We start from the raw sequence: 24725 nt of genomic DNA, 5'->3' as shown, positions 1-24725 counted from the left end.
AAACATTTTCACAACGAAAAAAATCGGCCCATGGGCCGATTTTTTCGTTCCATCTCGTTATACTTGAAGAACTCCTTTTGCGGAAATGGTCATCCACTCGTATTGGCGGAGTTTTATTTCAAACAATGTAAGCGGATCGCGGTATGCTTCCGGATTCGATCTCATTTTCTCCAGCTCTTCTTCTTTTTCACTGATTTCTTTTTTCGTTTCTTCCACCGTTTGATTCAACGCGGCAAATGGGTCCCGGAAGAAGATCGAAATATCCCGTTCTAGCGATTTCTCAAACAGTTCGAATTGCAGAAGCAACTTGTTCACAATGGATTCAACAACGTCTAAATAATCCTGATTTTCAACAAACTGCTTGTATTTGTTATATAACATCGCATGGTTTTGCTGGAAGGCTCCAAACAGCTTGCCGGCACTTTTCAATAAAATTTGATACGGTGTGCGGCGGAGAAAAATATTCACCTTCTCCATTTGCACGCCGCTCGTCATCCGGTCTGCATCCCGGCGCCAGTCATCAAGCACTTTAAAGTCGCAATTCAGCTTAAGCCGATCTTCCCCATACATCGCATTAAACCCATCGCTTATTTCATCCAGGAAAGATTGACATTGATTAAGCTCGTCATTTGCCGTTAAAATCCATTCCTGAAGAGAACGATAAAGTTCGGGCAAGACCGTATCATTTACATAAGCACGTACTCTCCGATTCATCTCATCATTTAGTTCCAGGTGAAGTTTACGGAAATCGCTGTCTTCTCGAATCATATCCGAAGTTTCTCGTAAAATTCTCGGAATATTTTCCGATAGATCCGACCTGATTTCCTCCAAGACTTTATGGAACGTTCTCGTGATAATTCGCGCTTTTTCTTCTTTCAAATCAGTTAATTGATGGATTGCACCATTTAGCTTTGTGACCATTTCTTCATTCCATTTAATCGAATCAGCCAGGCTGTTTTCCATTTCTGCCCGTTTATCCAATAAATGGCTGATTAATTGACGAGTAAAGATTAATATTTTTTCAATTCGATCGTCTTCCGCAATTTGTCGGTTCAAGTTTTTCAAGAACTCTGCTAGATCATTTTGCTGTTTTCTGCTTCTTAAACGTGATGAATAGGCAAACACCCGAGCCTCAGGAACATATGCCCGAACTCTCGAACGAGTGTCTTCAATAATCTTGGCGGCTTCATGTTCATCATAAATTTCATCAATTTTATTGAGCAGAAAATGAATTGGAAGATTAGGCGCATATTCCCGAATCTGCATTAGGATCTCTTGTTCTTTTTCGGTAAAAGGATCGTTCGCATCAAGAACAAATAATAAACTGTCAGCAAAGTGCAGATATTTCAACGCTTCACCTTCAATATGATTACGGTCGCTAAATCCCGGCGTATCAATAAGAACCAGCCCGTTTTTCTGCAAAATTGGCGATGGAAGAGAGAACTCCATAATCGCATTGTCAAAAGCCTTATTCAGCCGCCTATCTACTGCCTCCTGGAATTCCTGGAAACTTGAAAATGTTGTTAATTCTTCATCGGATATCTTTCTAATCTCCGTCTCATCATCCCCCTTAAATACAATAACGGATGATGTCGGAGCAGTTAGGATATTTTCTCCGAGGACCGAATTGATAAAAGCAGACTTTCCATTTCCGGAAGTTCCAACTACAAATAAATGATGTGTTTCAAAATCAACCAGTTCTCGGATGATCCATCTGAAGCGGTGACCTGGATCAACATGCTGCGCTTCCGCCCATTTTACGATGGAATCGAATAATGTAAGGCTGTATTCCAAACCATCTGTCTCATTGCGGGAATGGAAAATAAGATTTTCGGCATCATTGACAACCTCTGGGCTAATACTGGATGGAAATTTCTCGCTCCATGCCAATACCGCTGCAGAAGCAAATAAAGCATGAGAATAATCAGCTATTTTGAGCCAGTTCGTTAAGATGTTCGGAATAATCTCCTCCAATTCTTTTATTAAATACTTTCCATCGATTAATTCAAAATACGCTTCCTGATAAAGGGTTGACAGCTTTTTCCAAGACTGTTCCCGGCTTGCATCCAGATTTAAGAAAAGGTGGTTAAATTCCCTCAGCCATGAAAAATAGGAACGCTCGTTTTTATAACCATTCCACAATGCCTCAACCATCTGTTCAAATCTTGTCTGATCCACTTGGTATAACACGGCTAAGCATTTTGAAAAATAATGCGGTTCAAAAATTTTTGTTAATCCTTGTTTTGCATATGTTTTTAAAATATCAAACCAATGATGAGACTCTGTCCGGATCGCTTCATTTACTGTCAGTTCAATTGCGCTCTTCCAATCCTTGTGTTTTTCGAAAAAAGCACGAGCAATGTCAGTAACATTCGGATAGTCCGGATTAAAGGATACCGCTTTTTTAATCACTTGATCAGCATCTTCAAGTCTGCCTTGATCTATGTAAAGCGAAAACAATTGCAATGCAACTTCTGATTGTAAGACACTGCTTTCCGTATCAATGGATTTATAAATCTCTTCAGCCGTTGATAATTGTCCGAGTTCATAAAAACAATCCGCTATATTTTTTTTCGCCCACGGTTCTAAATCATTATGAACGTTTTCCCATTTGAAAATAGCTGCTTCATAATCTTTGTTATGAAAATATACTTCTCCTTGGACAAAACGGATGGTGGAAATGTCAGCCTCCCCATCTTTATGCCCGGCAAGAAACGCTTCTCCGAGCACACGGACAGGATTTTTTTCATCCGCTTCCATAAATGTTTCATAAAATGTTTTTTTGATCAGTTGATTCTCTTGATTCTCTAACGCCATGTCTATCACCCGACCTATATATTTAATCCCTATTAAAATTTTCTTGTTTCCATCCTTAATATTCTAGCAGACTTACTTTTGCAACAAGGTTTCAAATTGTTTTCATTTATAATACAGATTTTTATCATCGTGTAACATTTCAGCTAAATTATGTTATTAATTGAATGGAAATGTAAAAAAGCTGCACAATCCTCCCTCGTGAGAATAATACAGCTTCGATTCGTGCTGGATGCGTTAACCGAAAATTTTTTCGATTTACCTCATTTTGCTCCGTTTTAAAGCGATGTTTTTCCGTGATTATTTCAACATAACCTCAATATTTTAATTTTAACACAGAGAAATTGTATTAGTACGCCCAAAAACGATCGAACAGTCGTATCAGGCTATTCAGGAGTATATTCATTTTTACATTCACAATCGTTTTCCAGAAAAACTGAACGGCCTTTCCCCGATGGAATATCGAGAAAAGGCCGCAGTTGATATACTCTTTTTTCATTGTCTACTTGACAGGGTTATGTGCAGAGGACAGACTTTCTGTTATCTTTCATTTTTTCTTTTTGCTCTGTTGAGCTTTTTGCTGTTTTAGTTTTTCGATATTCGGCAGTCCTTGGATATAACCAACAGCACCGGCCTGATCAATTCCATATGTTGCGTCGATGGCTTTTTTCACATCATCAATGTTTACCGCTGTCGGCGCAAAATTGTCTAATTCATCCCCTGGATGCTGAAAATTGCTCATAACGTAGCTAAATTCATTTCGGCTATCGGCCCCGCTTGAAGCCCCGTTGCCTCCGCACCAGCCGGAACGGATAAAATGCGGGATAACTTTTTCGTATCGACGTTATACGCCCATACAAAATTGTTAATATGTTGGCTGCTGTCTTCCCCGATAAACAATGTGCGATAATCCTCAGAGAAGCTTAAGTTGTCCGGACCAGCAATTTTATTCACGTTTGCTTTATTGCCGTAAGCGTCAGGTTGAGCTAAATCTTCGCCGACAAGAAGCGCCTTCATAGAAGCAGCTACATATCTGCTGTTAATCGATTCACCAGCTATGGTCTTTTGTCCTGGCTTTAAGTTTAACTCATAAACCGCACCAGCTTTCACTTTCGGCAATTGAATGTGGTCCGTTGGGTCTTGATCGTTTTTCTCCATACCTTTGCTTATATCAGAAATCGCTACATATACTTTTTTGTCTTTCGCGTTCACCGCTAAGCCTTCCATTTTATTAAAATCGCTTGTTGCTCCTAACATCGCTGCATAACGGCGAGTTTCCAAAAATGCAGCTGCTTTTTCCATTCCCGGCTTCAATTTCAAGTATTCTATTTTACCATAGTTTGTACCTTGTCCTGAGTATTGCTTAACTGCAGTAAACCCTTCTTTTGGGTCATTGGACACTTCAAAAATATCGCTGAATGTAATGCCTTTATCAATGATCCATTTAATTTCCTTATCTGTAGCATGACCAAGTTTAATCCACTCTAAATTGCCGGCCCCGCCATTTTCTGCGCTTGTTTGCGTAAATTTCGCCGCATATAAGGTGCCGGCTGACAAATCACGCGGTTTATCAGCTATGTACATAAACAGCATTGTATATTCGCCGTCGTCACCAAAATAAGCGGTACGCTCATCCGGCATTACAATCATCATTTCATTGGAACGACGTCCGGTGCTGTAATGCTTCACGACGCGCGTCATGCCATCAGCACTGACCATCACTTCAGGAATAAAGCCGTAATAATAAGGATTTGCCTTTTTCTCGTCATCAAAATATAGCTTTGCAAAATCTTTTAAATGGGCTGTTGATTGACTAAGCTTATCTGGTGTGTCAAATTCACATTATCTATTAAACTCCGAACTGCCTGGACAAACTAGCTGGAGCGCTTTTATGACATTGCCTTGAGCGATGGCTGGCATAAGAAAAAACGCTTCCCTCGTTTGCGGCAAACGCCGCAGACGTTTGGAAGCGTTAGCGATCGACTTATGTAATGGCGTCCCAGGAGAGATTCGAACTCCCGACCGACGGCTTAGAAGGCCGCTGCTCTATCCAGCTGAGCTACTGGGACATGGTATTATACACTCTTTAGCTTCGCTGCCCCTTCCTCTGTTAACGAATTCAGATAAGTGAGATGCGTCGGGGCAACTCGCAATAAGCAATAACTTCAATAATGTAACGCTTGTTGCTCTATCCTGTCTCTTCCTCTGCCAGCTGATTCAAGGAAGTTGAGCGCGTCGAGACAACTCGAAGTGGATTCAAAGATGTGTTGCTCGTTGCTCTATCCAGCTGAGCTACTAGGACATAACAATATTCACGCTAGATTTTATTTTTCGTTTTCCAATTGTTTTGCTGTCCCTTCCTCTACCAGCAGATTCGAGGATGCTAAATGCGTCGGGACAACTCGTAGCTAATTCATAAGATGTATCGCTCGTCGCTGAGCTACTAGGACACATAAATAAAGCGGGTGATGGGAATCGAACCCACGACTTCAGCTTGGGAAGCTGAGGTTTTACCACTAAACTACACCCGCACGGCTGAAACTAGAAGGCGGCACCCGGATTCGAACCGGGGATGAAGGTTTTGCAGACCTCTGCCTTACCACTTGGCTATGCCGCCGCAAAAGATAAATAACACATAAAATAATTATTTGCTTTATAAAAGGGCAACAGGAATCGAACCCACACCGGAGGTTTTGGAGGCTCTGTGCTAGAACTATGCCCTTAAACCCCATTTATCGAAGAATTTTGCATCAAATTTCGTTCTGCAACTATGTACGAAGAATCTTAGATATCCATTGGCATGTATGTATTAAAACAACTTTCACTACTGAAAACGCGCTCGAGAGGATTCGAACCCCTAACCTTCTGATCCGTAGTCAGATGCTCTATCCAATTGAGCTACGAGCGCAAATAAGGATGGAGCGGAAGACGGGACTCGAACCCGCGACCCCCACCTTGGCAAGGTGGTGTTCTACCGCTGAACTACTTCCGCATCATAACATAGTGATATTTTGTTCATTCCTTCAAAACTAGATAACCGTCTGCTTGGAAGAAGCCAAGCGCCTCCGCTTTTCGTACTGTCTAGCTCCGGACGCCATCGGCTCGCGACGCTTCGGTCCCGTTGCGGCGGCAACAGCCTCCTCACGGGCCCTCCAGCGCGTGTCGCCGATAGGCGGGCGTCCTCCGCTTTTCGTGGTTAAGTCCTCGATCGATTAGTATCCGTCAGCTCCACGTGTCGCCACGCTTCCACCTCGGACCTATCGACCTCGTCATCTTCGAGGGATCTTACTCGCTTGACGCGATGGGAAATCTCATCTTGAGGGGGGCTTCACGCTTAGATGCTTTCAGCGCTTATCCCTTCCGCACATAGCTACCCAGCGGTGCCCCTGGCGGGACAACTGGTACACCAGCGGTGCGTCCATCCCGGTCCTCTCGTACTAAGGACAGCTCCTCTCAAATTTCCTGCGCCCGCGACGGATAGGGACCGAACTGTCTCACGACGTTCTGAACCCAGCTCGCGTACCGCTTTAATGGGCGAACAGCCCAACCCTTGGGACCGACTACAGCCCCAGGATGCGATGAGCCGACATCGAGGTGCCAAACCTCCCCGTCGATGTGGACTCTTGGGGGAGATCAGCCTGTTATCCCCGGGGTAGCTTTTATCCGTTGAGCGATGGCCCTTCCATACGGAACCACCGGATCACTAAGCCCGACTTTCGTCCCTGCTCGACCTGTCCGTCTCGCAGTCAAGCTCCCTTGTGCCTTTGCACTCTCCGAATGATTTCCAACCATTCTGAGGGAACCTTTGGGCGCCTCCGTTACCTTTTGGGAGGCGACCGCCCCAGTCAAACTGCCCACCTGACACTGTCTCCCACCCCGATAAGGGGTGCGGGTTAGAATTTCAATACCGCCAGGGTGGTATCCCACCGGCGCCTCCACCGAAGCTGGCGCTCCGGCTTCCCAGGCTCCCACCTATCCTGTACAAGCGATACCAAAATTCCATATCAGGCTGCAGTAAAGCTCCACGGGGTCTTTCCGTCCTGTCGCGGGTAACCTGCATCTTCACAGGTAGTATGATTTCACCGGGTCTCTCGTTGAGACAGTGCCCAAGTCGTTACACCTTTCGTGCGGGTCGGAACTTACCCGACAAGGAATTTCGCTACCTTAGGACCGTTATAGTTACGGCCGCCGTTTACTGGGGCTTCGGTTCGCACCTTCGCTTTCGCTAAGCGCTCCCCTTAACCTTCCAGCACCGGGCAGGTGTCAGCCCCTATACTTCGCCTTTCGGCTTCGCAGAGACCTGTGTTTTTGATAAACAGTCGCTTGGGCCTTTTCACTGCGGCTCCCTCGGGCTCATCACCCAAGAGAGCACCCCTTCTCCCGAAGTTACGGGGTCATTTTGCCGAGTTCCTTAACGAGAGTTCTCCCGCGCACCTTAGGATTCTCTCCTCGCCTACCTGTGTCGGTTTGCGGTACGGGCACCTCTCACCTCGCTAGAGGCTTTTCTTGGCAGTGTAGGATCGGGGACTTCGGGACCGATGGTCCCTTCGCCATCACGGCTCAGCCTTTGCGCCAGACGGATTTGCCTATCTGGCAGCCTAACCGCTTGGACAGGCTATTCCAGCAGCCTGCTCGCCCTACCTTCCTGCGTCCCCCCATCGCTCAAACGGTGAGGAGGTGGTACAGGAATCTCTACCTGTTGCCCATCACCTACGCCTTTCGGCCTCGGCTTAGGTCCCGACTAACCCTGAGCGGACGAACCTTCCTCAGGAACCCTTAGGCTTTCGGTGCAGAGGATTCTCACCTCTGTTTTCGCTACTCACACCGGCATTCTCACTTCTAAGCGCTCCACGAGTCCTTCCGGTCTCGCTTCGGTGCACTTAGAACGCTCCCCTACCGATGACCAACGGTCATCCCACAGCTTCGGTGGCACGTTTAGCCCCGGTACATTTTCGGCGCAGAGTCACTCGACCAGTGAGCTATTACGCACTCTTTAAATGATGGCTGCTTCTAAGCCAACATCCTGGTTGTCTGGGCAACTCCACATCCTTTTCCACTTAACGTGCACTTTGGGACCTTAGCTGGTGATCTGGGCTGTTTCCCTCTCGACCACGGATCTTATCACTCGTAGTCTGACTCCCAAGGATAAGTCGTTGGCATTCGGAGTTTGACTGAGTTCGGTAACCCGATGAGGGCCCCTAGCTCAATCAGTGCTCTACCTCCAAGACTCTTCCCTTGAGGCTAGCCCTAAAGCTATTTCGGGGAGAACCAGCTATCTCCAGGTTCGATTGGCATTTCACCCCTACCCACACCTCATCCCCGCACTTTTCAACGTGCGTGGGTTCGGGCCTCCAGTAGGTGTTACCCTACCTTCACCCTGGACATGGGTAGATCACCTGGTTTCGGGTCTACGACGACGTACTATACGCCCTATTCAGACTCGCTTTCGCTGCGGCTCCGTCTTTTCGACTTAACCTCGCACGCCATCGTAACTCGCCGGTTCATTCTACAAAAGGCACGCCATCACCCATTAACGGGCTCTGACTACTTGTAGGCACACGGTTTCAGGTTCTCTTTCACTCCCCTTCCGGGGTGCTTTTCACCTTTCCCTCACGGTACTGGTTCACTATCGGTCACTAGGGAGTATTTAGCCTTGGGAGATGGTCCTCCCTGCTTCCGACGGGATTCCCCGTGTCCCGCCGTACTCAGGAGCCACTCGGGAGGGAACGAAGTTTCGACTACAGGGCTGTCACCTTCTCTGGCGGGCCTTTCCAGACCGCTTCGTCTACCCCGTTCCTTTGTCACTCCCATGTGAGTGGTCCTACAACCCCAAGAGGCAAGCCTCTTGGTTTGGGCTGTTCCCGTTTCGCTCGCCGCTACTCAGGGAATCGCGTTTGCTTTCTTCTCCTCCGGGTACTAAGATGTTTCAGTTCCCCGGGTGTGCCCTCCATACCCTATGGATTCAGGTATGGATACTGCCCCATTACGGGCAGTGGGTTCCCCCATTCGGACATCTCCGGATCAACGCTTGCTTACAGCTCCCCGAAGCGTTTCGGCGTTTGCCCCGTCCTTCATCGGCTCCTAGTGCCAAGGCATCCACCGTGCGCCCTTTCTAACTTAACCAACAATCAGCGCTTCTCGGCTTCTTCCTTTCGGTTATCTAGTTTTCAAGGAACGAACTTATTTTCTGCATCTGCTTATAGATACAGACCTAAACCATTGAAGGAATAACTAATATTCCTTCAAAACTGAACAAGGCTACTGCCTTGAATTCACTTCTTTGCTGCCTTGCGCCGAGGAATCCAGCTTCTTTGAATTCACCGGAAGACGCAGGCGCAAAACTCTTGAAGGAATAGTTATATTCCTTCAAAACTGAACAAAACTCTGCGTCCACCTTTCACGTTAACATCCTTAGAAAGGAGGTGATCCAGCCGCACCTTCCGGTACGGCTACCTTGTTACGACTTCACCCCAATCACTTGCCCCACCTTCGGCGGCTGGCTCCCTTGCGGGTTACCTCACCGACTTCGGGTGTTGCAAGCTCTCGTGGTGTGACGGGCGGTGTGTACAAGGCCCGGGAACGTATTCACCGCGGCATGCTGATCCGCGATTACTAGCGATTCCGGCTTCATGCAGGCGAGTTGCAGCCTGCAATCCGAACTGAGAGCGGCTTTTTGGGATTGGCTCCCCCTCGCGGGTTCGCAGCCCTTTGTACCGCCCATTGTAGCACGTGTGTAGCCCAGGTCATAAGGGGCATGATGATTTGACGTCATCCCCACCTTCCTCCGGTTTGTCACCGGCAGTCCCCCTAGAGTGCCCAACTGAATGCTGGCAACTAGGGGCGAGGGTTGCGCTCGTTGCGGGACTTAACCCAACATCTCACGACACGAGCTGACGACAACCATGCACCACCTGTCACCCTGTCCCCCGAAGGGGGAACGCCCTGTCTCCAGGGTTGTCAGGGGATGTCAAGACCTGGTAAGGTTCTTCGCGTTGCTTCGAATTAAACCACATGCTCCACCGCTTGTGCGGGCCCCCGTCAATTCCTTTGAGTTTCAGCCTTGCGGCCGTACTCCCCAGGCGGAGTGCTTAACGCGTTAGCTACAGCACTAAAGGGTTTGACCCCTCTAACACTTAGCACTCATCGTTTACGGCGTGGACTACCAGGGTATCTAATCCTGTTTGCTCCCCACGCTTTCGCGCCTCAGCGTCAGTTACAGACCAGAGAGCCGCCTTCGCCACTGGTGTTCCTCCACATCTCTACGCATTTCACCGCTACACGTGGAATTCCGCTCTCCTCTTCTGCACTCAAGTCCCCCAGTTTCCAATGGCCCTCCACGGTTGAGCCGTGGGCTTTCACATCAGACTTAAGGGACCGCCTGCGCGCGCTTTACGCCCAATAATTCCGGACAACGCTCGCCCCCTACGTATTACCGCGGCTGCTGGCACGTAGTTAGCCGGGGCTTTCTCGTTAGGTACCGTCACCGTACCGCCCTATTCGAACGGTACTTCTTCTTCCCTAACAACAGAGCTTTACGATCCGAAGACCTTCTTCGCTCACGCGGCGTCGCTCCGTCAGACTTTCGTCCATTGCGGAAGATTCCCTACTGCTGCCTCCCGTAGGAGTCTGGGCCGTGTCTCAGTCCCAGTGTGGCCGGTCACCCTCTCAGGCCGGCTACGCATCGTCGCCTTGGTGAGCCGTTACCTCACCAACTAGCTAATGCGCCGCGGGCCCATCCGTAAGTGACAGCCGAAGCCGCCTTTCAACCAAAGACCATGCGGTCTTTGGTGTTATCCGGTATTAGCTCCGGTTTCCCGGAGTTATCCCGGTCTTACGGGTAGGTTACCCACGTGTTACTCACCCGTCCGCCGCTAACCGAACAAGAGCAAGCTCCTGCTCGGTCCGCTCGACTTGCATGTATTAGGCACGCCGCCAGCGTTCGTCCTGAGCCAGGATCAAACTCTCCATAGAAAGTTGATTGGCTTGTTTTCAGCTTCAGCACCGACACCGTAAGGTGTTGCGGCGCTTCAGCTTTTCTGTGTGGACGCTTCGTTTTGTTCAGTTTTCAAGGAACATTAAAGTTTCATCCGTCTGACAATCATATTATAACTAAATATTCAAGATTGTCAATAATCATTTACTTTTAATTAACATCTAATTAACATCGCAACAATATCGTCGCGACATAATTAATTATACTCAAATTTTATTATTTGTCAATAATTTTTAACTCATCTGAGCTTAAGTAACTTTGTCTTTTTCAAGCGACGTATTTTATTTTATTAACCCACTTATGCTTTGTCAATATATTTTTATTTTCCGCCGCCGGTTCCCACATTATCTACATTAATAATAACGTATATTATAATAATCGTCGAAACCTTTTTGCCAATCATCAATCCGTTGGGTATGAAGAAAGGAGTACATATGTTATGGAACATTCTTTCTCCTCATTGCTCGAAACATACCGCCGCTTATGGATGAACCGTTCTTTGACGACGGAAGCATTGAATGAACAGGAAAGCAAAACACTTCTTTACGAAACGATCGCCAAAGAACTGCGCGATGAAATGACCCATCCGCGCACACGTCAGTCTGCGGAAGTAAAATTTTATTATGCCGTCAAAAGAATTATGAATGCCGATTTGTCCGATCATGAAAAATTATCTTTAATTCATATTTATATCAACGTGATGGAGCAATTAAAGCAATAACGCTTTTTGCATAAAACAGCACCTCCCGAAGCACACTATTTGATGGCAAATCATCTTCACCATCAAAGGAGGACACTGCTAATGGCTTTGATTCCTTATGACCCATTTCGCCATTTAGAAACGATGCGCAGAGACCTTAACCGATTTCTTTCAACCGATTTCCCTTCTCTCTTCACCCATATGGACGACCATATCGGGATGCCGCGCATGGATATGCATGAAACAGAAAACGAATATGTCGTATCGTGCGATCTTCCTGGTCTAGAGAAAAAAGAAGACGTACACATCGATGTAAACAACAATATTTTAACGATTAGCGGCACCATTCAACGAGATCAAAACATTAAAGAAGAACAAATGCATCGCCGCGAACGTTTCTTTGGTCGTTTCCAACGTTCTATTACACTGCCATCGGATGCAGCGACTGACAATATTAGAGCCACCTATAAAAACGGCGTGCTCGACATTCATATTCCAAAAACAACATCAAGTCCAAAAAAACGCGTTGATATCGAATTTCATTGATGCAAAAAGGGAGCTGGTCATTTTTCGCCGCTCCCTTTTAAACGGGCTTGACTGCTTTCTCGCACGATTAGCTCTGTCGGTACCACTACTTTTTTACAAATGGCCCGCTTCGTTGTCAATCGTTCCACCAACAACTCTACCGCCGTCTCCCCCATAAACTCTGTATATACTTTTACCGTTGTTAATGGCGGGTGGATAAATGCCGCCGTTGGAATATCATTGAACCCGACAATGGATACATCACGAGGGACGGAAATGTGCGCTTCATGGAGCGCGCGCAGCGCCCCAATCGCCATTGAATCGCTGGCGATGAAAAACGCAGTTGGAAGGTCGTTGCTCGAAATGGCTTGTTTCATTAATCGATAACCGTCTTCGGCGGTAAAGCTGCCTGTCCATACATATCGTGAATCATACAGTCCTTTTAAGTATAAATATTCATAAAATGTTGCCTCGCGTTCATCGTGAATCGGCATTTCGCCGTCTACATATTCCCGTCCGCCAATATAACCGATTTTTTGATGGCCTAGTTCAAACAGGTAGTCTAACACTGTAATCGTCGACTTGCGTAAGTCGATGACGACAGAGTCAAATTTCCGCTCGTCCGGCGAGCAGTCGACAAAGACAATATGTTCGGTGCTGGAGGCAAACGCGTTGACATCTTTCGGTCCAAATTTTCCGACGGCGATAATGCCGTCTAAATGTTCCATCCGTTCCGTTGGGTAGGAGCCGTTTTGCTTAAAAAGCTTTACTAATTCGATTCCACGTTCAAAACATTCTTTTTCGACCCCTAAGCGAATCGCCATGTAGTACGGATCATCCATTTCTTGCCGTTCGGAGTACCAATGAACGAGCCCGAAACGAAATGATTCCCTCGGCTGCTGGCTGCGTTCCCTCAGCGTTTTATAGTTTAGCTGCTGGGCTACTTCAAAAATGCGTTTTCTCGTTTCATCCGACACCGACAAGGTGGTGTCATAATTAAGCACACGCGACACCGTCGCCACTGATACTCCTACTTTTTCTGCGATTTCTTTTAATGTCGCCATTGGTTAAAACAGATCCCTTCCTTCCTGATTATGACAACTTCTTTTGCACTTTCCGCAAAAAGGTGCGAAATGCCTGTTTTCCTTTCTCATTGCGTTTAAACACGCCGGCATGTTCTAGGACGGTGATAAAACGCTGCCCTACTTCGTGCTGCAAAATGTCCGATACATTTTCTTCTGTTATATTCGGATAAGCGGCACGGATTTGCTCGTACCAATTCCAATGTTTTAAAAGCGTTTTGTCCCACTCATCTTTTTTCGTATTTCGGACAAGATATGTCGCCAATGCATCTAATTCGCCGGCCAGCCTTCCCGGAAGCACGGCAAGCCCCATCACTTCAATTAAGCCAATATTTTCTTTTTTAATATGATGCAATTCTTCATGAGGATGAAAAATGCCGTATGGATGTTCACGTGATGTTCGATTGTTGCGCAACACGATATCCATTTCAAACAAATCGCCACGGCGTCTTGCGATGGGGGTGACCGTATTATGCGGAACATCGCCGCTGTTGGCATAGATATCGACGCTTGGGTCGCTATACGTCCGCCACGTTTCGTAAATGCAATCCGCTGCTTCAAGCACTTCTTCTTTTTTGCCGCACAGGCGGATCACTGACATCGGCCAGCGCACAATCCCTGCTGTCAATGATGGAAAAGATGAAAACGAGATGTATTCTTCGATTTCGGCTTTTTCCATCGCAAACGTATAGTTTCCGCCTTGAAAATGATCGTGCGCTAAAATCGAACCACCGACAATCGGCAAATCGGCGTTCGAACCGATGAAATAGTGCGGAAACTTTTCGATAAAATCAAGTAAGCGCGCGAACGTTTTCCGTTCCATTTTCATTGGCACATGCTCGGCATGGAACACAATGCAATGTTCGTTGTAATAAACATACGGAGAATATTGGAAATACCATGTCTCGTCCAATAACGTAATCGGAATGACGCGGTGATTCGAGCGGGCCGGATGATGCCACGTCCCTTCGTATCCTTCATTTTCTTTGCATAACAAGCACTGCGGATACGAAGATGCCGGAGCGTCTTTTAACTTGGCGATTTCTTTTGGATCTTTCTCTGGTTTCGATAAATTGATGGTAATATCGAGCTCCCCATACGCCGTTTTCACTTTCCAGTGTTTATTTTTCGCAATCCGCGCTGTTTGAATGTAATTGGACGCTTTGCTTAAGGAATAAAACCAGTCGGTTGCCAGTTTCGGTTCTTTATTATACTTGGCATAAAATTCACGGATTACTTCGGATGGACGCGGCATTAAACAGTTCATCAGCTTGGCGTCCCATATATCCCGCTCTGTCATTGTATTCGTTTCCAAAAGACCATGTTCATACGCCCAGTCTAAAATCGTCTCTAAGATCGGAGAAGGAGAGGCAAAGGACGTGTCCTTTACCTCGACTGGCTTCCACTCCGTCAGCCGCAGCGCCGCCAACAGGCGATTGCGCGCGTAAACAATATCTTCGCGATGAAGCAGGCCGCTTTTTACCCCGTATTGGATCAGCTGTTCTACCGCCGTCAAAATGTCCGCCACCGTCACGCACCTCGATATCCGTATGGTTTCGCTTGATGCCATTCCCATGCGGAAGCGACAATATCGATAATCGATGTGTATTTTGGTTCCCAGCCGAGCTCGCGTTTGGCTTTTTCCGCGGATGCGACAAGCTTCGCCGGATCGCCCGGGCGCCGCGCCATAACGCGCGCCGGGATCGGATGACCGGTAACTTTCCGTGCCGCTTCGATCACTTCTTTAACAGTAAAGCCGTTGCCGTTTCCTAAATTGTACACGTTGCTTTCCGCACCGCTCCGCAGCTTTTCCACCGCTAGAATGTGGGCGTCAACGAGATCGAGCACGTGAATATAGTCGCGAATGCAAGTGCCGTCATGGGTATCGTAATCATCGCCAAAAATATGAATCTCATCACGTTGGCCGAGCGGCACTTTTAAAATTAATGGAATGAGATGGGTTTCCGGGTCATGATCTTCACCGATCAACGTGCCGTAAGCGCCGGCGACGTTAAAATAACGCAGCGAAATATAGCGGATTCCGTAAGCGCGGTCGACCCATTTCATCATTTTTTCCATCGCCAGCTTCGTTTCCCCATACGTATTCGTCGGCATCGTCGGGTCGGTTTCCACAATTGGAATGTGTTTCGGTTCTCCATACACTGCCGCTGTAGAGGAAAACACGACTTGTTTCACGCCGAACTCATTCATCACTTCTAACAATACTTGCGTACCGTACACGTTATTATCGTAATATTTGAGCGGCTCTTGCATGCTTTCGCCGACAAGGGAGTTGGCGGCGAAATGAATCACCGTATCGATCTCATGCTTACGAAATACGTCGCGCAAAAACGCGCGGTCGCGAATATCGCCTTGATAAAAGACTGCTTCTGGATGAACGGCCTCGCGATGACCGGTTTGCAAATTATCGACAACGATAACTTTTTCACCTTTTTCGATCAATCGGTATACCGCATGGCTGCCGATGTAGCCCGCGCCGCCGCAGACAAGAATCATACGCTCATCTCCTTTGTTTCTGTTATTTCTCTTGCCCCGTCGCCAATTTTCACGACATAAAAACTAGCTTCATAGCCAATTTTTCCCGCATATTCTTTTCCTACTTGTTCAATAAAAGAAGGAATGTACGCATCTTTCACGATGTTCACCGTACAGCCGCCAAAACCGGCCCCTGTCATGCGGGCGCCGATCGTTCCTTCATGCTTCCACGCCGCTTCGACAAGCGTATCTAGTTCCACCCCTGTTACTTCATAGTCATCGCGCAACGAAATGTGTGACTGCTTCATCAGTTCGCCAAAGCGGGACAAATCTCCCTTTTCCAACGCTGCCGCCGCCTCCACCGTCCGCTCGTTTTCCGTCACCGCATGGCGGGCGCGCTTTTGTTCAAACGAGGAAAGAAGATGCTTATACTCTTCCAGCTGCTCGCTTGTCAAATCACCCAGTGAGGCAATGTTTGTATGTTTCTGCAATTTCGCCAAAGCTGCCTCGCACGTCGCCCGCCGTTCGTTATACGCCGAATCGGCCAGACCGCGCTTTTTGTTTGTATTGGCGATGACAATCGAACAATCGTTCATCGAAACGGGCAAATAGCGGTACTCTAATGTTTGGCAGTTTAGTAGCATTGCATAGTTTCGCTTTCCCATTCCAACGGCAAACTGATCCATAATGCCGCAATTGACGCCAACATATTCATTTTCTACTTTTTGACTCAATTTCACAAGTTCAAGCATATCGATATGCTGTGCGAATAGTTCATTAAGCATGACCGCCGTTACCAGCTCGATGGAAGCGGACGACGATAATCCGGCGCCGTTTGGGATCGTCCCGTAATACAAAATATCGAGTCCCGTCTCGATCGGACAAAACGACTGAAACGCAGCAATAATTCCCTTCGGATAGTTCGCCCACCCATGCTTATCTTGATAAGATAGATCATCATAAGACACCGTAATGATCCCTGTTTCTGGAAAGTTTTTTGAGTAAAAGCGAATAAACGGATTGGCTGTTTTGCGTACGAGCGCATATGTGCCGATTTCCAAGGCGCATGGCAGCACATGCCCGCCGTTATAGTCGGTATGCTCGCCGATTAAGTTGACGCGGCCGGGGGCGAAAAATACCTGAATCTCCTCATTCCTCCCACCAAATAGCTGAATTAGCTCTTCTTTTAATTTCGCAATCATCGTTATGCCTCCTAAACTTGCATCTTTACAGTAAATATTTTAGTAAAAATTTTATTAAAGATCAATGAAAATTGAAACTATTCTTTTCGTTCTCGGTGTAATAAATTGCTTATCTATCTTTAGATACGAAAATAGATTGATCAATAGGAAGTTCCGTATCACCAGTGTGATAGATCCATCCTGTTTTAAAACAGCGGGGGGACGCTGTGAGCTCCCCCCGCTAATGGAAACAACAGGATTTTACTTAACCTCGCATGGAATCCGCTTATAGTCTTTTCCTTCATTAATTGCGCGAATAATATTAGGATTGATTTTAGGCTGGCGGTCATAGGTTAGCAAACCGTTAATTTCCTGCTCTACATCCGTTAATTGTGTATAGCAGAAACCTTGCACAAGTGGTGATTCGAGAATTGCAGAAACGACTTTATAATAACGCTCGGCAAAATCCTCATCATTTTCAGCACCAGAATATCCCCATCCGTCCCAATGGCTCTTCTTATAAGCGATACCGCCAAACTCTGTTACTAAAATAGGCTCATTATGATACTCATATCCCGGTACATAGATGAATCGGTGACCAGGTTGTGAACGTAAAATATTTTCAATTGTGCGGTAACGTTCTTTTAGTGTTTCTTTATCTGGTTCGTAATCATGAATGGTACAGATATCCGATTTTGTATGCTCCCAACCATCGTTTGAGATAACAAGTCTTGTAGAGTCTAATGATTTTGTTAAGTAGTAAAGGCTTAGCGCATGGGCCTGTTGACGTTTATCTGCAAGAAGACGCGGCACCCCCCAACTTTCATTGATTGGCACCCAAACAACGATCGAAGGGTGGTTATAGTCGCGTTCAATTGCTTCTTGCCACTCGCTTGCTATACGTCTTATAGCATCTTCCGTATATATATAGCTGTTGGCCATTTCTCCCCAAACAAGCAGCCCGAGTTTATCTGCCCAATATAAATAACGTGGGTCTTCGATCTTTTGATGTTTTCTTACACCGTTAAAACCCATTTCTTTTGTTAATTGAATATCCCTTTTAATGTCTTCATCAGATGGAGGGGTTAAAATACCTTTTGGAAAATAGCCTTGATCTAAAACAAGCTTCATGTAGTATGGACGGTTGTTGAGCATAATAATGCCGTTTTCCACAGAAATTTTTCTCATACCAAAATAACTTTCAACACGGTCTAGAACACAGCCATTTTCTTTAATCGTGAAAACGACATCATATAAATTTGGATGTTCCGGACTCCACAGCCTTCCAGAATCATGAACATTAAAATCGTGTAAATAAATTTGGCGTCTTCCTTTCCGTTCCGTGAGATGGACAATATCTTTTGCGACTAATTGTCCATCAAATGAAATTTCAATTTCTAACTGCTGATTTCTTTTCACATTATTTACAACATATTCAATCAAGATTTCATCTGTATCAATATTAGGGGTCATTTTCACTTTCTCAAGATATGTTGTAGCTACCGCTTCAATCCAGACGGTTTGCCAAATACCAGTCGTTCTTGTATAAAAAATGGATTCGGATTTTTCTTTCCAATATTGTTTTCCGCGTGGTTGATCCAGTTCTTTTGAATAGTCTTCGGCCCGTACAACAATTTCATTTTCCCCATCTTTGACAACATGCGTAATTTCAGCATGAAATGGAGTATGGCCCCCTTCATGAGAACATACAAATTGCCCATTGATCCATACGGAAGCACGATAATCAACAGCTCCAAAATGTAAAAGAAGGCGTTTATTTTTCCATTCTTCTGGCAATAAAAACTTCCGTTTATACCATACAATATCATGAAAATCTGTAATACCGATTCCGCTTAACTCGCTCTGATAACAGAACGGAACATTAATCGTTTGACTATATTCATGCTTTTCATACCACTTTTCTGCTATCCCTTTATTCTCATCATCAAACTCAAACTTCCATTCACCATTTAAATTCATCCAATCGGTTCTTACAAATTGTGGGCGTGGATATTCTGGACGTGGAATCGTCATTTTTCTCTCTCCTATTCTATTTCTATTTCTATTTCTGATTAAAGAATGAAAAAACAATAAATTCATGCTTAATCTCTATGTACATCCCACATCCTAGTGTGGGACAAAAAACGATTTTCTGCTTTCCTATCCATCTTTCATAGTTAGGCCATCATTAGTGATCCACTATTTCCAAACCATTCTCCCTTTCCTGCACTTTTATAAACAGCGCTCTTTCATTCCCATGAGGGGTATCTGGGGAATGCACGGATATATACAATTGCCCCTGAAAGTCTCTAAACAAACTCGCATGCCCTGCGTTTCGATCCAACAACAACGTTTCATCATGTGTCCATGGGCCATCCATATTGCCGCTCTTCGATCTGGCTACCGCTACCGCATACCCGCCATAGCCTGCATCGCCGTAATTTGGTTTAGAATAACTTGACCAAAGCATGATTAATTCTCCATTCTTCGCCTCGTACATAAATGGGGCATCCGTCAGAAACCCTTCTTTCTCAATACGCGGATCACGAAAGGGGCGAATCCACTTCATGGACGATGCCTTTAAAATCTCGATAACCTCTCCGTACGATTCCTTTAGGTCTTCGGTTAAACGAATTGCTTTAATTTTCCCATCGTACTCTTGTGTCCATTCATGGCAAAATACGATCCATCTTTGTCCGTTGCGGTCCTCATAAAACGTTCCATCTAAGCATTCCCAATGTTTTGGAGTAACAGGACCTTCGCTATGAGGCTTGTATGGACCCGCCGGATGATCGGACACTAAAATCCCTGTCCCGCGATGTTCCCCAATCCCGCCTTTGAACGTCGCAAACATGTAAAAACGTCCATCTATTTCAAAAACTTCAGGCGCCCAGTAATGCCTTACCCCCCAAAACCCCTTCGGAGGGTTAAAGGCGACGTACGGCCCTTCCCAATCATCCAAGTTTTCACTTACATACACCTCGAAAATAGGATCCTTGTCCCCGCATCCATCAGCAAATGTAGTACCAAACAAGTAGTATTTGTTTTCTTTTTTATAAGGAAAGACAAATGGGTCCCTTATATGAATTTCATCCGTTTTTACTCTTCTTATTGTTCGAAACCCTTTTTCCATACCATACCTCCTATCCGCAAGCTCCAATGGACAACGAATGAAATTTACACAAACCGATTCACGATTATAAGCAAGCAATTCGTTGATTAGTTCCATTGAGGTTGATCCAATATTTTCGTATAAATTGAGGCTTTGGATATTCGGTTCGCAACTGTGTTATCATCGAGCTCTCCTTCATTATTTAATTCCCACTTGGGTAACAGCTTTAACAAATGATTTTTGACCGATGAGAAAAACTAACAGAACCGGAATCGTTGCAATCGTCGATAGAGCCATCATTTTATTCGGCGTGTTTACATAGCTTCCTTGCGTCATGATCGCAATCCCTGCTGTCAATGTTCTCATCTCATCAGAGCTAGTCGCATATAACGGCCATACAAAATCATTGAACACACCCATAAAGGTTAAAATAGCAAGCGTCCATAACGCCGGTTTAGCAGACGGCAGCAAAATCCTATAAAAAATCTGAAATTTGTTGGCGCCATCCAGATAAGCGGCTTCTTCAATTTCTTTCGGGAAAGATACGAAAAATTGATAAAGCAGGAACACTCCAAACGCACCCGATGTATAAGGCAAAATCAAGGCCCAATACGTATCAGTCAATTGCAAGGCACTAAACTCCGCATAAAGTGGCAAAAACCAAACGATATTTGGAATCATCATCGTACTGACAATCATGGAAAATATCACCTTCTTAAACGGGATATCCAAACGCGCTAGCCCGTACGCAGCCAATGCGTCGATCATTACGACCAATACAGTTGTGACGACTCCGACAAATAAAGAGTTGAATATCCATCGAAGGATCGGAACGTTCAAGTCACCCCCTGTTAATACATTGACATAGTTCGCTATCGTCGGATTATCCGGAATAATGTTTAAGTTCGGCAATATAGCTTCTACATCGTCCTTAAATGATATCGAAACCATCCATAATAGCGGTGTTATGAAAATAACCGCCAAAGCGATCGCAATGAGGATGAGAATAGCCGGTCTTACACGCTTTTTCATATGAATCAACCCTCCTTGTTGTTTGTCAGACGGAATTGAACGATCGAAATCGCTATAATCATTAGCGCCATCAACAAGGCCATCGCTGAAGCTGCCCCCATCTTATGCTGACCGAAGGCCACATCAAATACGTTCATTAATAGCACGGTTGTTTCGGAGCCAGGACCCCCGCGAGTCATTAAGAAAGGTTGCGCATAAATATTAAATGATGCAATAGTTGACGTAATAACGATAAAAACCATAATTCTCCGAATCGAAGGCAATGTGATATAAATAAGCCTTTGCCATGCGTTTGCCCCATCGATTTTAGCCGCTTCGTACATTTCCTCGGATACTTCATTCAGAGCATTGATAAAGATCAGCATATTAAATCCGATCGTCCACCAAAGAGTCGCTCCAATAAGAGCAATCCAAGCCCAAGGAAGATCCGTCAGCCAACCAATCTGAGACGGGAGATGCAGCTTGCTTAATATGATATTTAAAAGTCCTGCATTCGTATCAAAAACACGTATGAAGATAACAGCCATAACAGATGCCGAAATAGCATAAGGGGTAAAAAAGATAGTGCGAAAGACCCCGCGGACTTTAGGGGGAAGCGCATTCACCAATAGCGCTAACGCCAAACCGACAACAACTAATAAAGGAACAGAATAGATGACGAACTTAATAGTTGCAAGCAACCCCTGAAAGAAACTAGTATGCATGTAGTTTCCAGCGGTGAAGATATCAATATAATTTTGTAAACCCACGAATTTATGCTCGGACGAAAGCAACTCGTAATCTTGAAAACTCATGATAATTCCATAAACAAGAGGATACACTAGAAAGGCAACAAAACAGATTAAGTACGGGAGAATAAACAAACTGGATGTCAACTTCGATTTCCATTTCGTTTTCGCCCGTTCTGTTCTTGTATTTATAGCACTAGCCGGCAATATTTCCATAGGCAAATTTGATGCCGACTGGGGTTTCAGGTTCTTTTCCATGAGCTCACCACCCTATCTTATTTAATCAGGCAGGTGATGCCACCTGCCTGATTGAATGTGCTATTTCACTTGCAATGCCTTTTCTTGAGCTTCATCCAACGCTTTTTGCGGATCTTTTTGACCAAGAAGGACAAGATTAATTTCCTTATAAAGATCAGTAGTCATAGCTCCCCAGTTGATGACAGGCGGGTTGAATTGCGCATAATCGAACTCTTTTGCTACAATCGTTTGTTGCTTTGTCAATTGCTTGAATGCATCACTTGCAAGAACTTGCTTGGACGCTACCGCCTGGCCGGATTGCGCCCAGTCGATGGAGTGGGCCGCTACATATTTTAAGAAATCGCCAATCCCTTCAAGAACTTTTGGATCTTTCACATCCTTCGGGATAACGAAATTGTGGGAACCTGCTTGTACAGCTTGCTGCTTCGTACCAAGTTGAGGCACTGGAGCTACACCGTAATTAATTTTCGCTTTATCAAACTGATCCTTCATCCACGGGCCGTTTAACTGCATAGCATTTTTCCCTTGTAAAAATAACGTTACCTCTCCATCTTGAGCTACTTTTTTCGGAGACACTTTATATTTATAAATTAAATCTTTTAAGAATGTCAGAGCCTCGACAGCTTCAGGAGAATTGAATCGCGGTTTTCCTTGTTCGTCCGCCAATTTAGCACCGTTCTGACCTACAATGGTTGGGAAGATGAACTGTTGCGGCCAAAGCGTCGGCACTACATATCCCCATTGCCCTTTGGATTTGTCAGTTAACTTTTTCGCGGCCTCAATAAACTCTTGACGGTTTGTCGGTGGATGATCGATGCCAGCCGCTTTAAAGAGGTCTTTGTTATAGTAAAGAATCAATGGATGGATATCTAATGGAATACCATACCATTTCCCATCGATTGTCGAATACTTCACTGGAGCTTCTACGAAATCTTCTTTTTTGATGCCTGCTTTGGCTGCGATATCATCAACAGGCTGTAATTGCCCTTTCTTTTGGTATGTAGGGATTTGATCCACGTGCATAATCATGAGATCAGGGCGTTTTTTGCCCGTGCTTAATGCCAAATCCACTTGCTTGTAATACTCCCCACTTGGGATAATCTGGAACTTTACGTTGTACTTATCGGATTGCTCGTTGTAAGCGTCAACAATTTTCTTCATAAATGGACCATCCGCACCGGAGAACGGTGTCCAAAATGTAATTTCTTGCTTGCCGCTTGAGGATGTTGATGATGTGTTTTCTGACGTTTTTGAACTACAGCCCATCAAAACTAAGGATGTACCCAAGATTGTCGCTGCCGCAATTCCTCCTACTCGTTTCCACAAACCCATCATGTTTACCCCCCTTTAAATAATTCCCATCTAGTTATCTATATAAAGAAAACTAGTAGGCTACCTTACAAAACCAAGACGCATAACAAGATCCGTCTCATAATTTCCAAATTTCCTTCCAAACAGATTAATTCCCCCGTCGTTTACTGCATCCGGTTTTACACCAATCCTTACTGTAATAAAAGGTGCTTGATCAATGGACAGGTCATCCAATGTTACATCCGAAATAGGACGGCCATCGATAAAGGAACATTGATCGGTAACACGCCATGTTTTTAATAGCCCAAACTGTGTATTTACTTCACTCCACCAAGATGGTGTCAGCACACCGCGCTCTCCGCCAAAGTCTCCGGGACATGTCCATGTCCCAACTTCGATTCCATTGATCCAGAGCGTGATGTCAGATGGCCAATTAGGATTATGCAACGGTGCCTCGGAACAAATTTCCATTAATAACTCAAGGTTGTTCACCTTTGCTCCATGCGGCAAGCGATTAGGAAAACGATACTCAACAAATCCGTGCCGAAACCAAATTAATTGTGCATTCGTTCGCTCGGGTTCAAGAAAAGAACTAGGGTCATCCAGTTCACCAATTATTTTGGAATCGCTTAAAATTCCACATGTAGGGGAAACTTGAAAATCAAAAAAGTGTCCAATCGGCATCGAAATCTCAATGAAATCATTATGCTTAGCTTGCTCTGCCGCATTAGTTTCAACAATAATTCGACTAAAAACAGCTGCACATATCTTTTGTGTCCCCCTTGTTCCCGGAACCATCTCCGTACGAATTAAATTGGCATCTTCAAGCTTCTTGATATTCACTGCAGCTGTCGAAGGTGGAATATTGAACATTTCTGCAATCTCGACTACATTCATAGGACGTTCCAACAATTTCTTAAAGATCGCGACGCGCAAATCAGTTGACAACGCCTTGGCAATCTCTACAAAATTGTCTAAATCTATCGTTAGGACTCGAGTTACAACCTCCTCGTTAGACTGATCTACTAGAAGTTTTGACATAACATTCACTCACCCGGAAATAATTTAAAGACTTTTGAGTATTTTTGGTTAATTGTTTCCGCTTTCATAATAACAAATTCAAAAAAACATGTCTACCCATTAAAACAACTTTTTTTAAATGATTAGTGATTTCTTGTTTTTATTATTACTATCTATTGGCGTAATTTATGAATAATTTCAAGCATTTCAACAAATTGTTTTCGTTTTCATCATAAAAACATGTCTACCGATTGAAACAACTTTTTTTGAATAAATTAGCGGTTTTTTTGTTTTTATTTAAATGTATTTAAATGTAATTTTACTAATACCCGATGGCTTTTTGTAAGATCAAAAACGCATTCAGGAATACAACGTCTTGCTAAAAAGCATCATGCAAACCGACTGATCCACTCAAAAACTATTTTTTGCTAAGTTATTACCGAAACAAACTTACTGTAAAAAACGTATAATTA

Annotated in this window: 15 protein-coding genes, 6 tRNA genes, 2 rRNA genes and 2 pseudogenes; 3 read left to right on the top strand and 22 right to left on the bottom strand. The window is 44.9% G+C overall.

Annotation, left to right across the window (positions count from 1 at the left end; translation table 11 throughout):
* Positions 1–57: 57 nt before the first annotated feature.
* Complete coding sequence (locus BV455_RS16230; RefSeq protein WP_218687406.1) at positions 58–2817, bottom strand: dynamin family protein; 2760 nt, start codon at positions 2815–2817, stop codon at positions 58–60.
* A 337-nt stretch (positions 2818–3154) separates the two neighbouring features.
* Here BV455_RS16230 and BV455_RS20475 point away from each other — a divergent pair.
* Positions 3155–3289: pseudogene (locus BV455_RS20475) on the top strand (IS3 family transposase); the annotation flags it as partial.
* Between the two features lie 72 nt (positions 3290–3361).
* On the opposite strand, the pseudogene BV455_RS16220 reads toward BV455_RS20475, so the two are convergent.
* The 11 genes and pseudogenes from BV455_RS16220 to BV455_RS16170 form a co-directional block, all read right to left on the bottom strand.
* Positions 3362–4638: pseudogene (locus BV455_RS16220) on the bottom strand (PhoX family protein); the annotation flags it as partial.
* A 168-nt stretch (positions 4639–4806) separates the two neighbouring features.
* A tRNA-Arg gene (locus BV455_RS16215) sits at positions 4807–4883 on the bottom strand.
* Positions 4884–5274: 391 nt separating this feature from the next.
* Positions 5275–5345 (bottom strand) — tRNA-Gly (locus BV455_RS16210).
* 15 nt (positions 5346–5360) lie between these two features.
* Positions 5361–5431 (bottom strand) — tRNA-Cys (locus tag BV455_RS16205).
* Between the two features lie 41 nt (positions 5432–5472).
* Positions 5473–5537: transfer RNA gene (locus BV455_RS16200), tRNA-Trp, on the bottom strand.
* Between the two features lie 111 nt (positions 5538–5648).
* Positions 5649–5722, bottom strand: a tRNA-Arg gene (locus tag BV455_RS16195).
* A gap of 9 nt (positions 5723–5731) precedes the next feature.
* Positions 5732–5806: transfer RNA gene (locus BV455_RS16190), tRNA-Gly, on the bottom strand.
* Entirely contained in the window at positions 5786–5947 is a 162-nt protein-coding gene (locus BV455_RS16185; protein ID WP_190977367.1) for a hypothetical protein, read from the bottom strand. Before BV455_RS16185 ends, BV455_RS16190 begins: the two co-directional genes overlap by 21 nt.
* Positions 5948–6006: 59 nt before the next feature.
* A 23S ribosomal RNA gene (locus BV455_RS16180) occupies positions 6007–8937 on the bottom strand.
* Between the two features lie 88 nt (positions 8938–9025).
* A complete protein-coding gene (locus BV455_RS16175) occupies positions 9026–9208 on the bottom strand; it encodes a hypothetical protein (RefSeq protein WP_190977588.1) in 183 nt (60 codons plus the stop codon).
* Positions 9209–9229: 21 nt separating this feature from the next.
* Positions 9230–10785: ribosomal RNA gene (locus BV455_RS16170) — 16S ribosomal RNA — on the bottom strand.
* The 16S and 23S rRNA genes sit together here, the layout of an rRNA operon.
* Positions 10786–11246: 461 nt before the next feature.
* Between BV455_RS16170 and BV455_RS16165 the strand changes: the two genes are divergently transcribed.
* Together BV455_RS16165 and BV455_RS16160 are read left to right on the top strand one after the other, a co-directional pair.
* Positions 11247–11528 (top strand): hypothetical protein, encoded by a 282-nt coding sequence (locus BV455_RS16165; protein ID WP_218687405.1) that lies wholly within the window; start codon positions 11247–11249, stop codon positions 11526–11528.
* Positions 11529–11609: 81 nt separating this feature from the next.
* Positions 11610–12053, top strand: coding sequence for an Hsp20/alpha crystallin family protein (locus BV455_RS16160; protein ID WP_218687404.1), 444 nt, complete (start codon positions 11610–11612; stop codon positions 12051–12053).
* 17 nt (positions 12054–12070) lie between these two features.
* Here BV455_RS16160 and BV455_RS16155 read toward each other — a convergent pair whose 3' ends face one another.
* The 10 genes from BV455_RS16155 to BV455_RS16110 form a co-directional block, all read right to left on the bottom strand.
* Complete coding sequence (locus BV455_RS16155; protein WP_218687403.1) at positions 12071–13096, bottom strand: LacI family DNA-binding transcriptional regulator; 1026 nt, start codon at positions 13094–13096, stop codon at positions 12071–12073.
* 28 nt (positions 13097–13124) lie between these two features.
* Complete coding sequence (gene galT / locus BV455_RS16150) at positions 13125–14684, bottom strand: UDP-glucose--hexose-1-phosphate uridylyltransferase (RefSeq protein ID WP_218687402.1); 1560 nt, start codon at positions 14682–14684, stop codon at positions 13125–13127.
* Positions 14645–15631 (bottom strand): UDP-glucose 4-epimerase GalE, encoded by a 987-nt coding sequence (gene galE, locus BV455_RS16145; RefSeq protein WP_081161785.1) that lies wholly within the window; start codon positions 15629–15631, stop codon positions 14645–14647. The genes galT and galE overlap by 40 nt, the downstream gene beginning before the upstream one ends.
* Positions 15628–16812, bottom strand: a complete 1185-nt coding sequence (locus tag BV455_RS16140) for a galactokinase (protein WP_218687401.1) — start codon at positions 16810–16812, stop codon at positions 15628–15630. Before BV455_RS16140 ends, galE begins: the two co-directional genes overlap by 4 nt.
* Before the next feature lie 240 nt (positions 16813–17052).
* Positions 17053–18825, bottom strand: coding sequence for a glycoside hydrolase family 2 protein (locus BV455_RS16135; RefSeq protein WP_218687400.1), 1773 nt, complete (start codon positions 18823–18825; stop codon positions 17053–17055).
* 154 nt (positions 18826–18979) lie between these two features.
* The gene (locus tag BV455_RS16130) at positions 18980–19924 is read right to left on the bottom strand and encodes a glycoside hydrolase family 43 protein (protein WP_218687399.1); all 945 of its coding nucleotides are present in this window, start codon (positions 19922–19924) and stop codon (positions 18980–18982) included.
* A 177-nt stretch (positions 19925–20101) separates the two neighbouring features.
* On the bottom strand, positions 20102–20935 hold the full coding sequence (locus BV455_RS16125; protein WP_218687398.1) for a carbohydrate ABC transporter permease: 834 nt from the start codon (positions 20933–20935) through the stop codon (positions 20102–20104).
* Positions 20936–20940: 5 nt separating this feature from the next.
* Entirely contained in the window at positions 20941–21921 is a 981-nt protein-coding gene (locus tag BV455_RS16120; RefSeq protein ID WP_218687397.1) for a carbohydrate ABC transporter permease, read from the bottom strand.
* Between the two features lie 60 nt (positions 21922–21981).
* Complete coding sequence (locus BV455_RS16115; protein ID WP_245005287.1) at positions 21982–23256, bottom strand: ABC transporter substrate-binding protein; 1275 nt, start codon at positions 23254–23256, stop codon at positions 21982–21984.
* A gap of 57 nt (positions 23257–23313) precedes the next feature.
* Positions 23314–24273, bottom strand: coding sequence for an ArsR/SmtB family transcription factor (locus BV455_RS16110; RefSeq protein ID WP_218687396.1), 960 nt, complete (start codon positions 24271–24273; stop codon positions 23314–23316).
* Positions 24274–24725: the final 452 nt, after the last annotated feature.

It is taken from the genome of Parageobacillus caldoxylosilyticus, from assembly GCF_019272935.1.
GTDB lineage: Bacteria > Bacillota > Bacilli > Bacillales > Anoxybacillaceae > Saccharococcus > Saccharococcus caldoxylosilyticus.
Note: the sequence above shows the minus strand (reverse complement) of the source record. Positions and strands in the feature narration are given on the sequence as shown.

Bases quoted from the DNA above. Each gene is read 5' to 3' on its own strand.
- BV455_RS16125 (WP_218687398.1), bottom strand. From the start codon at position 20,935: ATGAAAAAGCGTGTAAGACCGGCTATTCTCATCCTCATTGCGATCGCT.
- galE (WP_081161785.1), bottom strand. From the start codon at position 15,631: ATGATTCTTGTCTGCGGCGGCGCGGGCTACATCGGCAGCCATGCGGTA.
- BV455_RS16160 (WP_218687404.1), top strand. From the start codon at position 11,610: ATGGCTTTGATTCCTTATGACCCATTTCGCCATTTAGAAACGATGCGC.
- BV455_RS16110 (WP_218687396.1), bottom strand. From the start codon at position 24,273: ATGTCAAAACTTCTAGTAGATCAGTCTAACGAGGAGGTTGTAACTCGA.
- BV455_RS16230 (WP_218687406.1), bottom strand. From the start codon at position 2,817: ATGGCGTTAGAGAATCAAGAGAATCAACTGATCAAAAAAACATTTTAT.
- BV455_RS16120 (WP_218687397.1), bottom strand. From the start codon at position 21,921: ATGGAAAAGAACCTGAAACCCCAGTCGGCATCAAATTTGCCTATGGAA.
- BV455_RS16140 (WP_218687401.1), bottom strand. From the start codon at position 16,812: ATGATTGCGAAATTAAAAGAAGAGCTAATTCAGCTATTTGGTGGGAGG.
- BV455_RS16135 (WP_218687400.1), bottom strand. From the start codon at position 18,825: ATGACGATTCCACGTCCAGAATATCCACGCCCACAATTTGTAAGAACC.
- BV455_RS16155 (WP_218687403.1), bottom strand. From the start codon at position 13,096: ATGGCGACATTAAAAGAAATCGCAGAAAAAGTAGGAGTATCAGTGGCG.
- BV455_RS16130 (WP_218687399.1), bottom strand. From the start codon at position 19,924: ATGGAAAAAGGGTTTCGAACAATAAGAAGAGTAAAAACGGATGAAATT.
- BV455_RS16115 (WP_245005287.1), bottom strand. From the start codon at position 23,256: ATGATGGGTTTGTGGAAACGAGTAGGAGGAATTGCGGCAGCGACAATC.
- BV455_RS16165 (WP_218687405.1), top strand. From the start codon at position 11,247: ATGGAACATTCTTTCTCCTCATTGCTCGAAACATACCGCCGCTTATGG.
- galT (WP_218687402.1), bottom strand. From the start codon at position 14,684: ATGGCATCAAGCGAAACCATACGGATATCGAGGTGCGTGACGGTGGCG.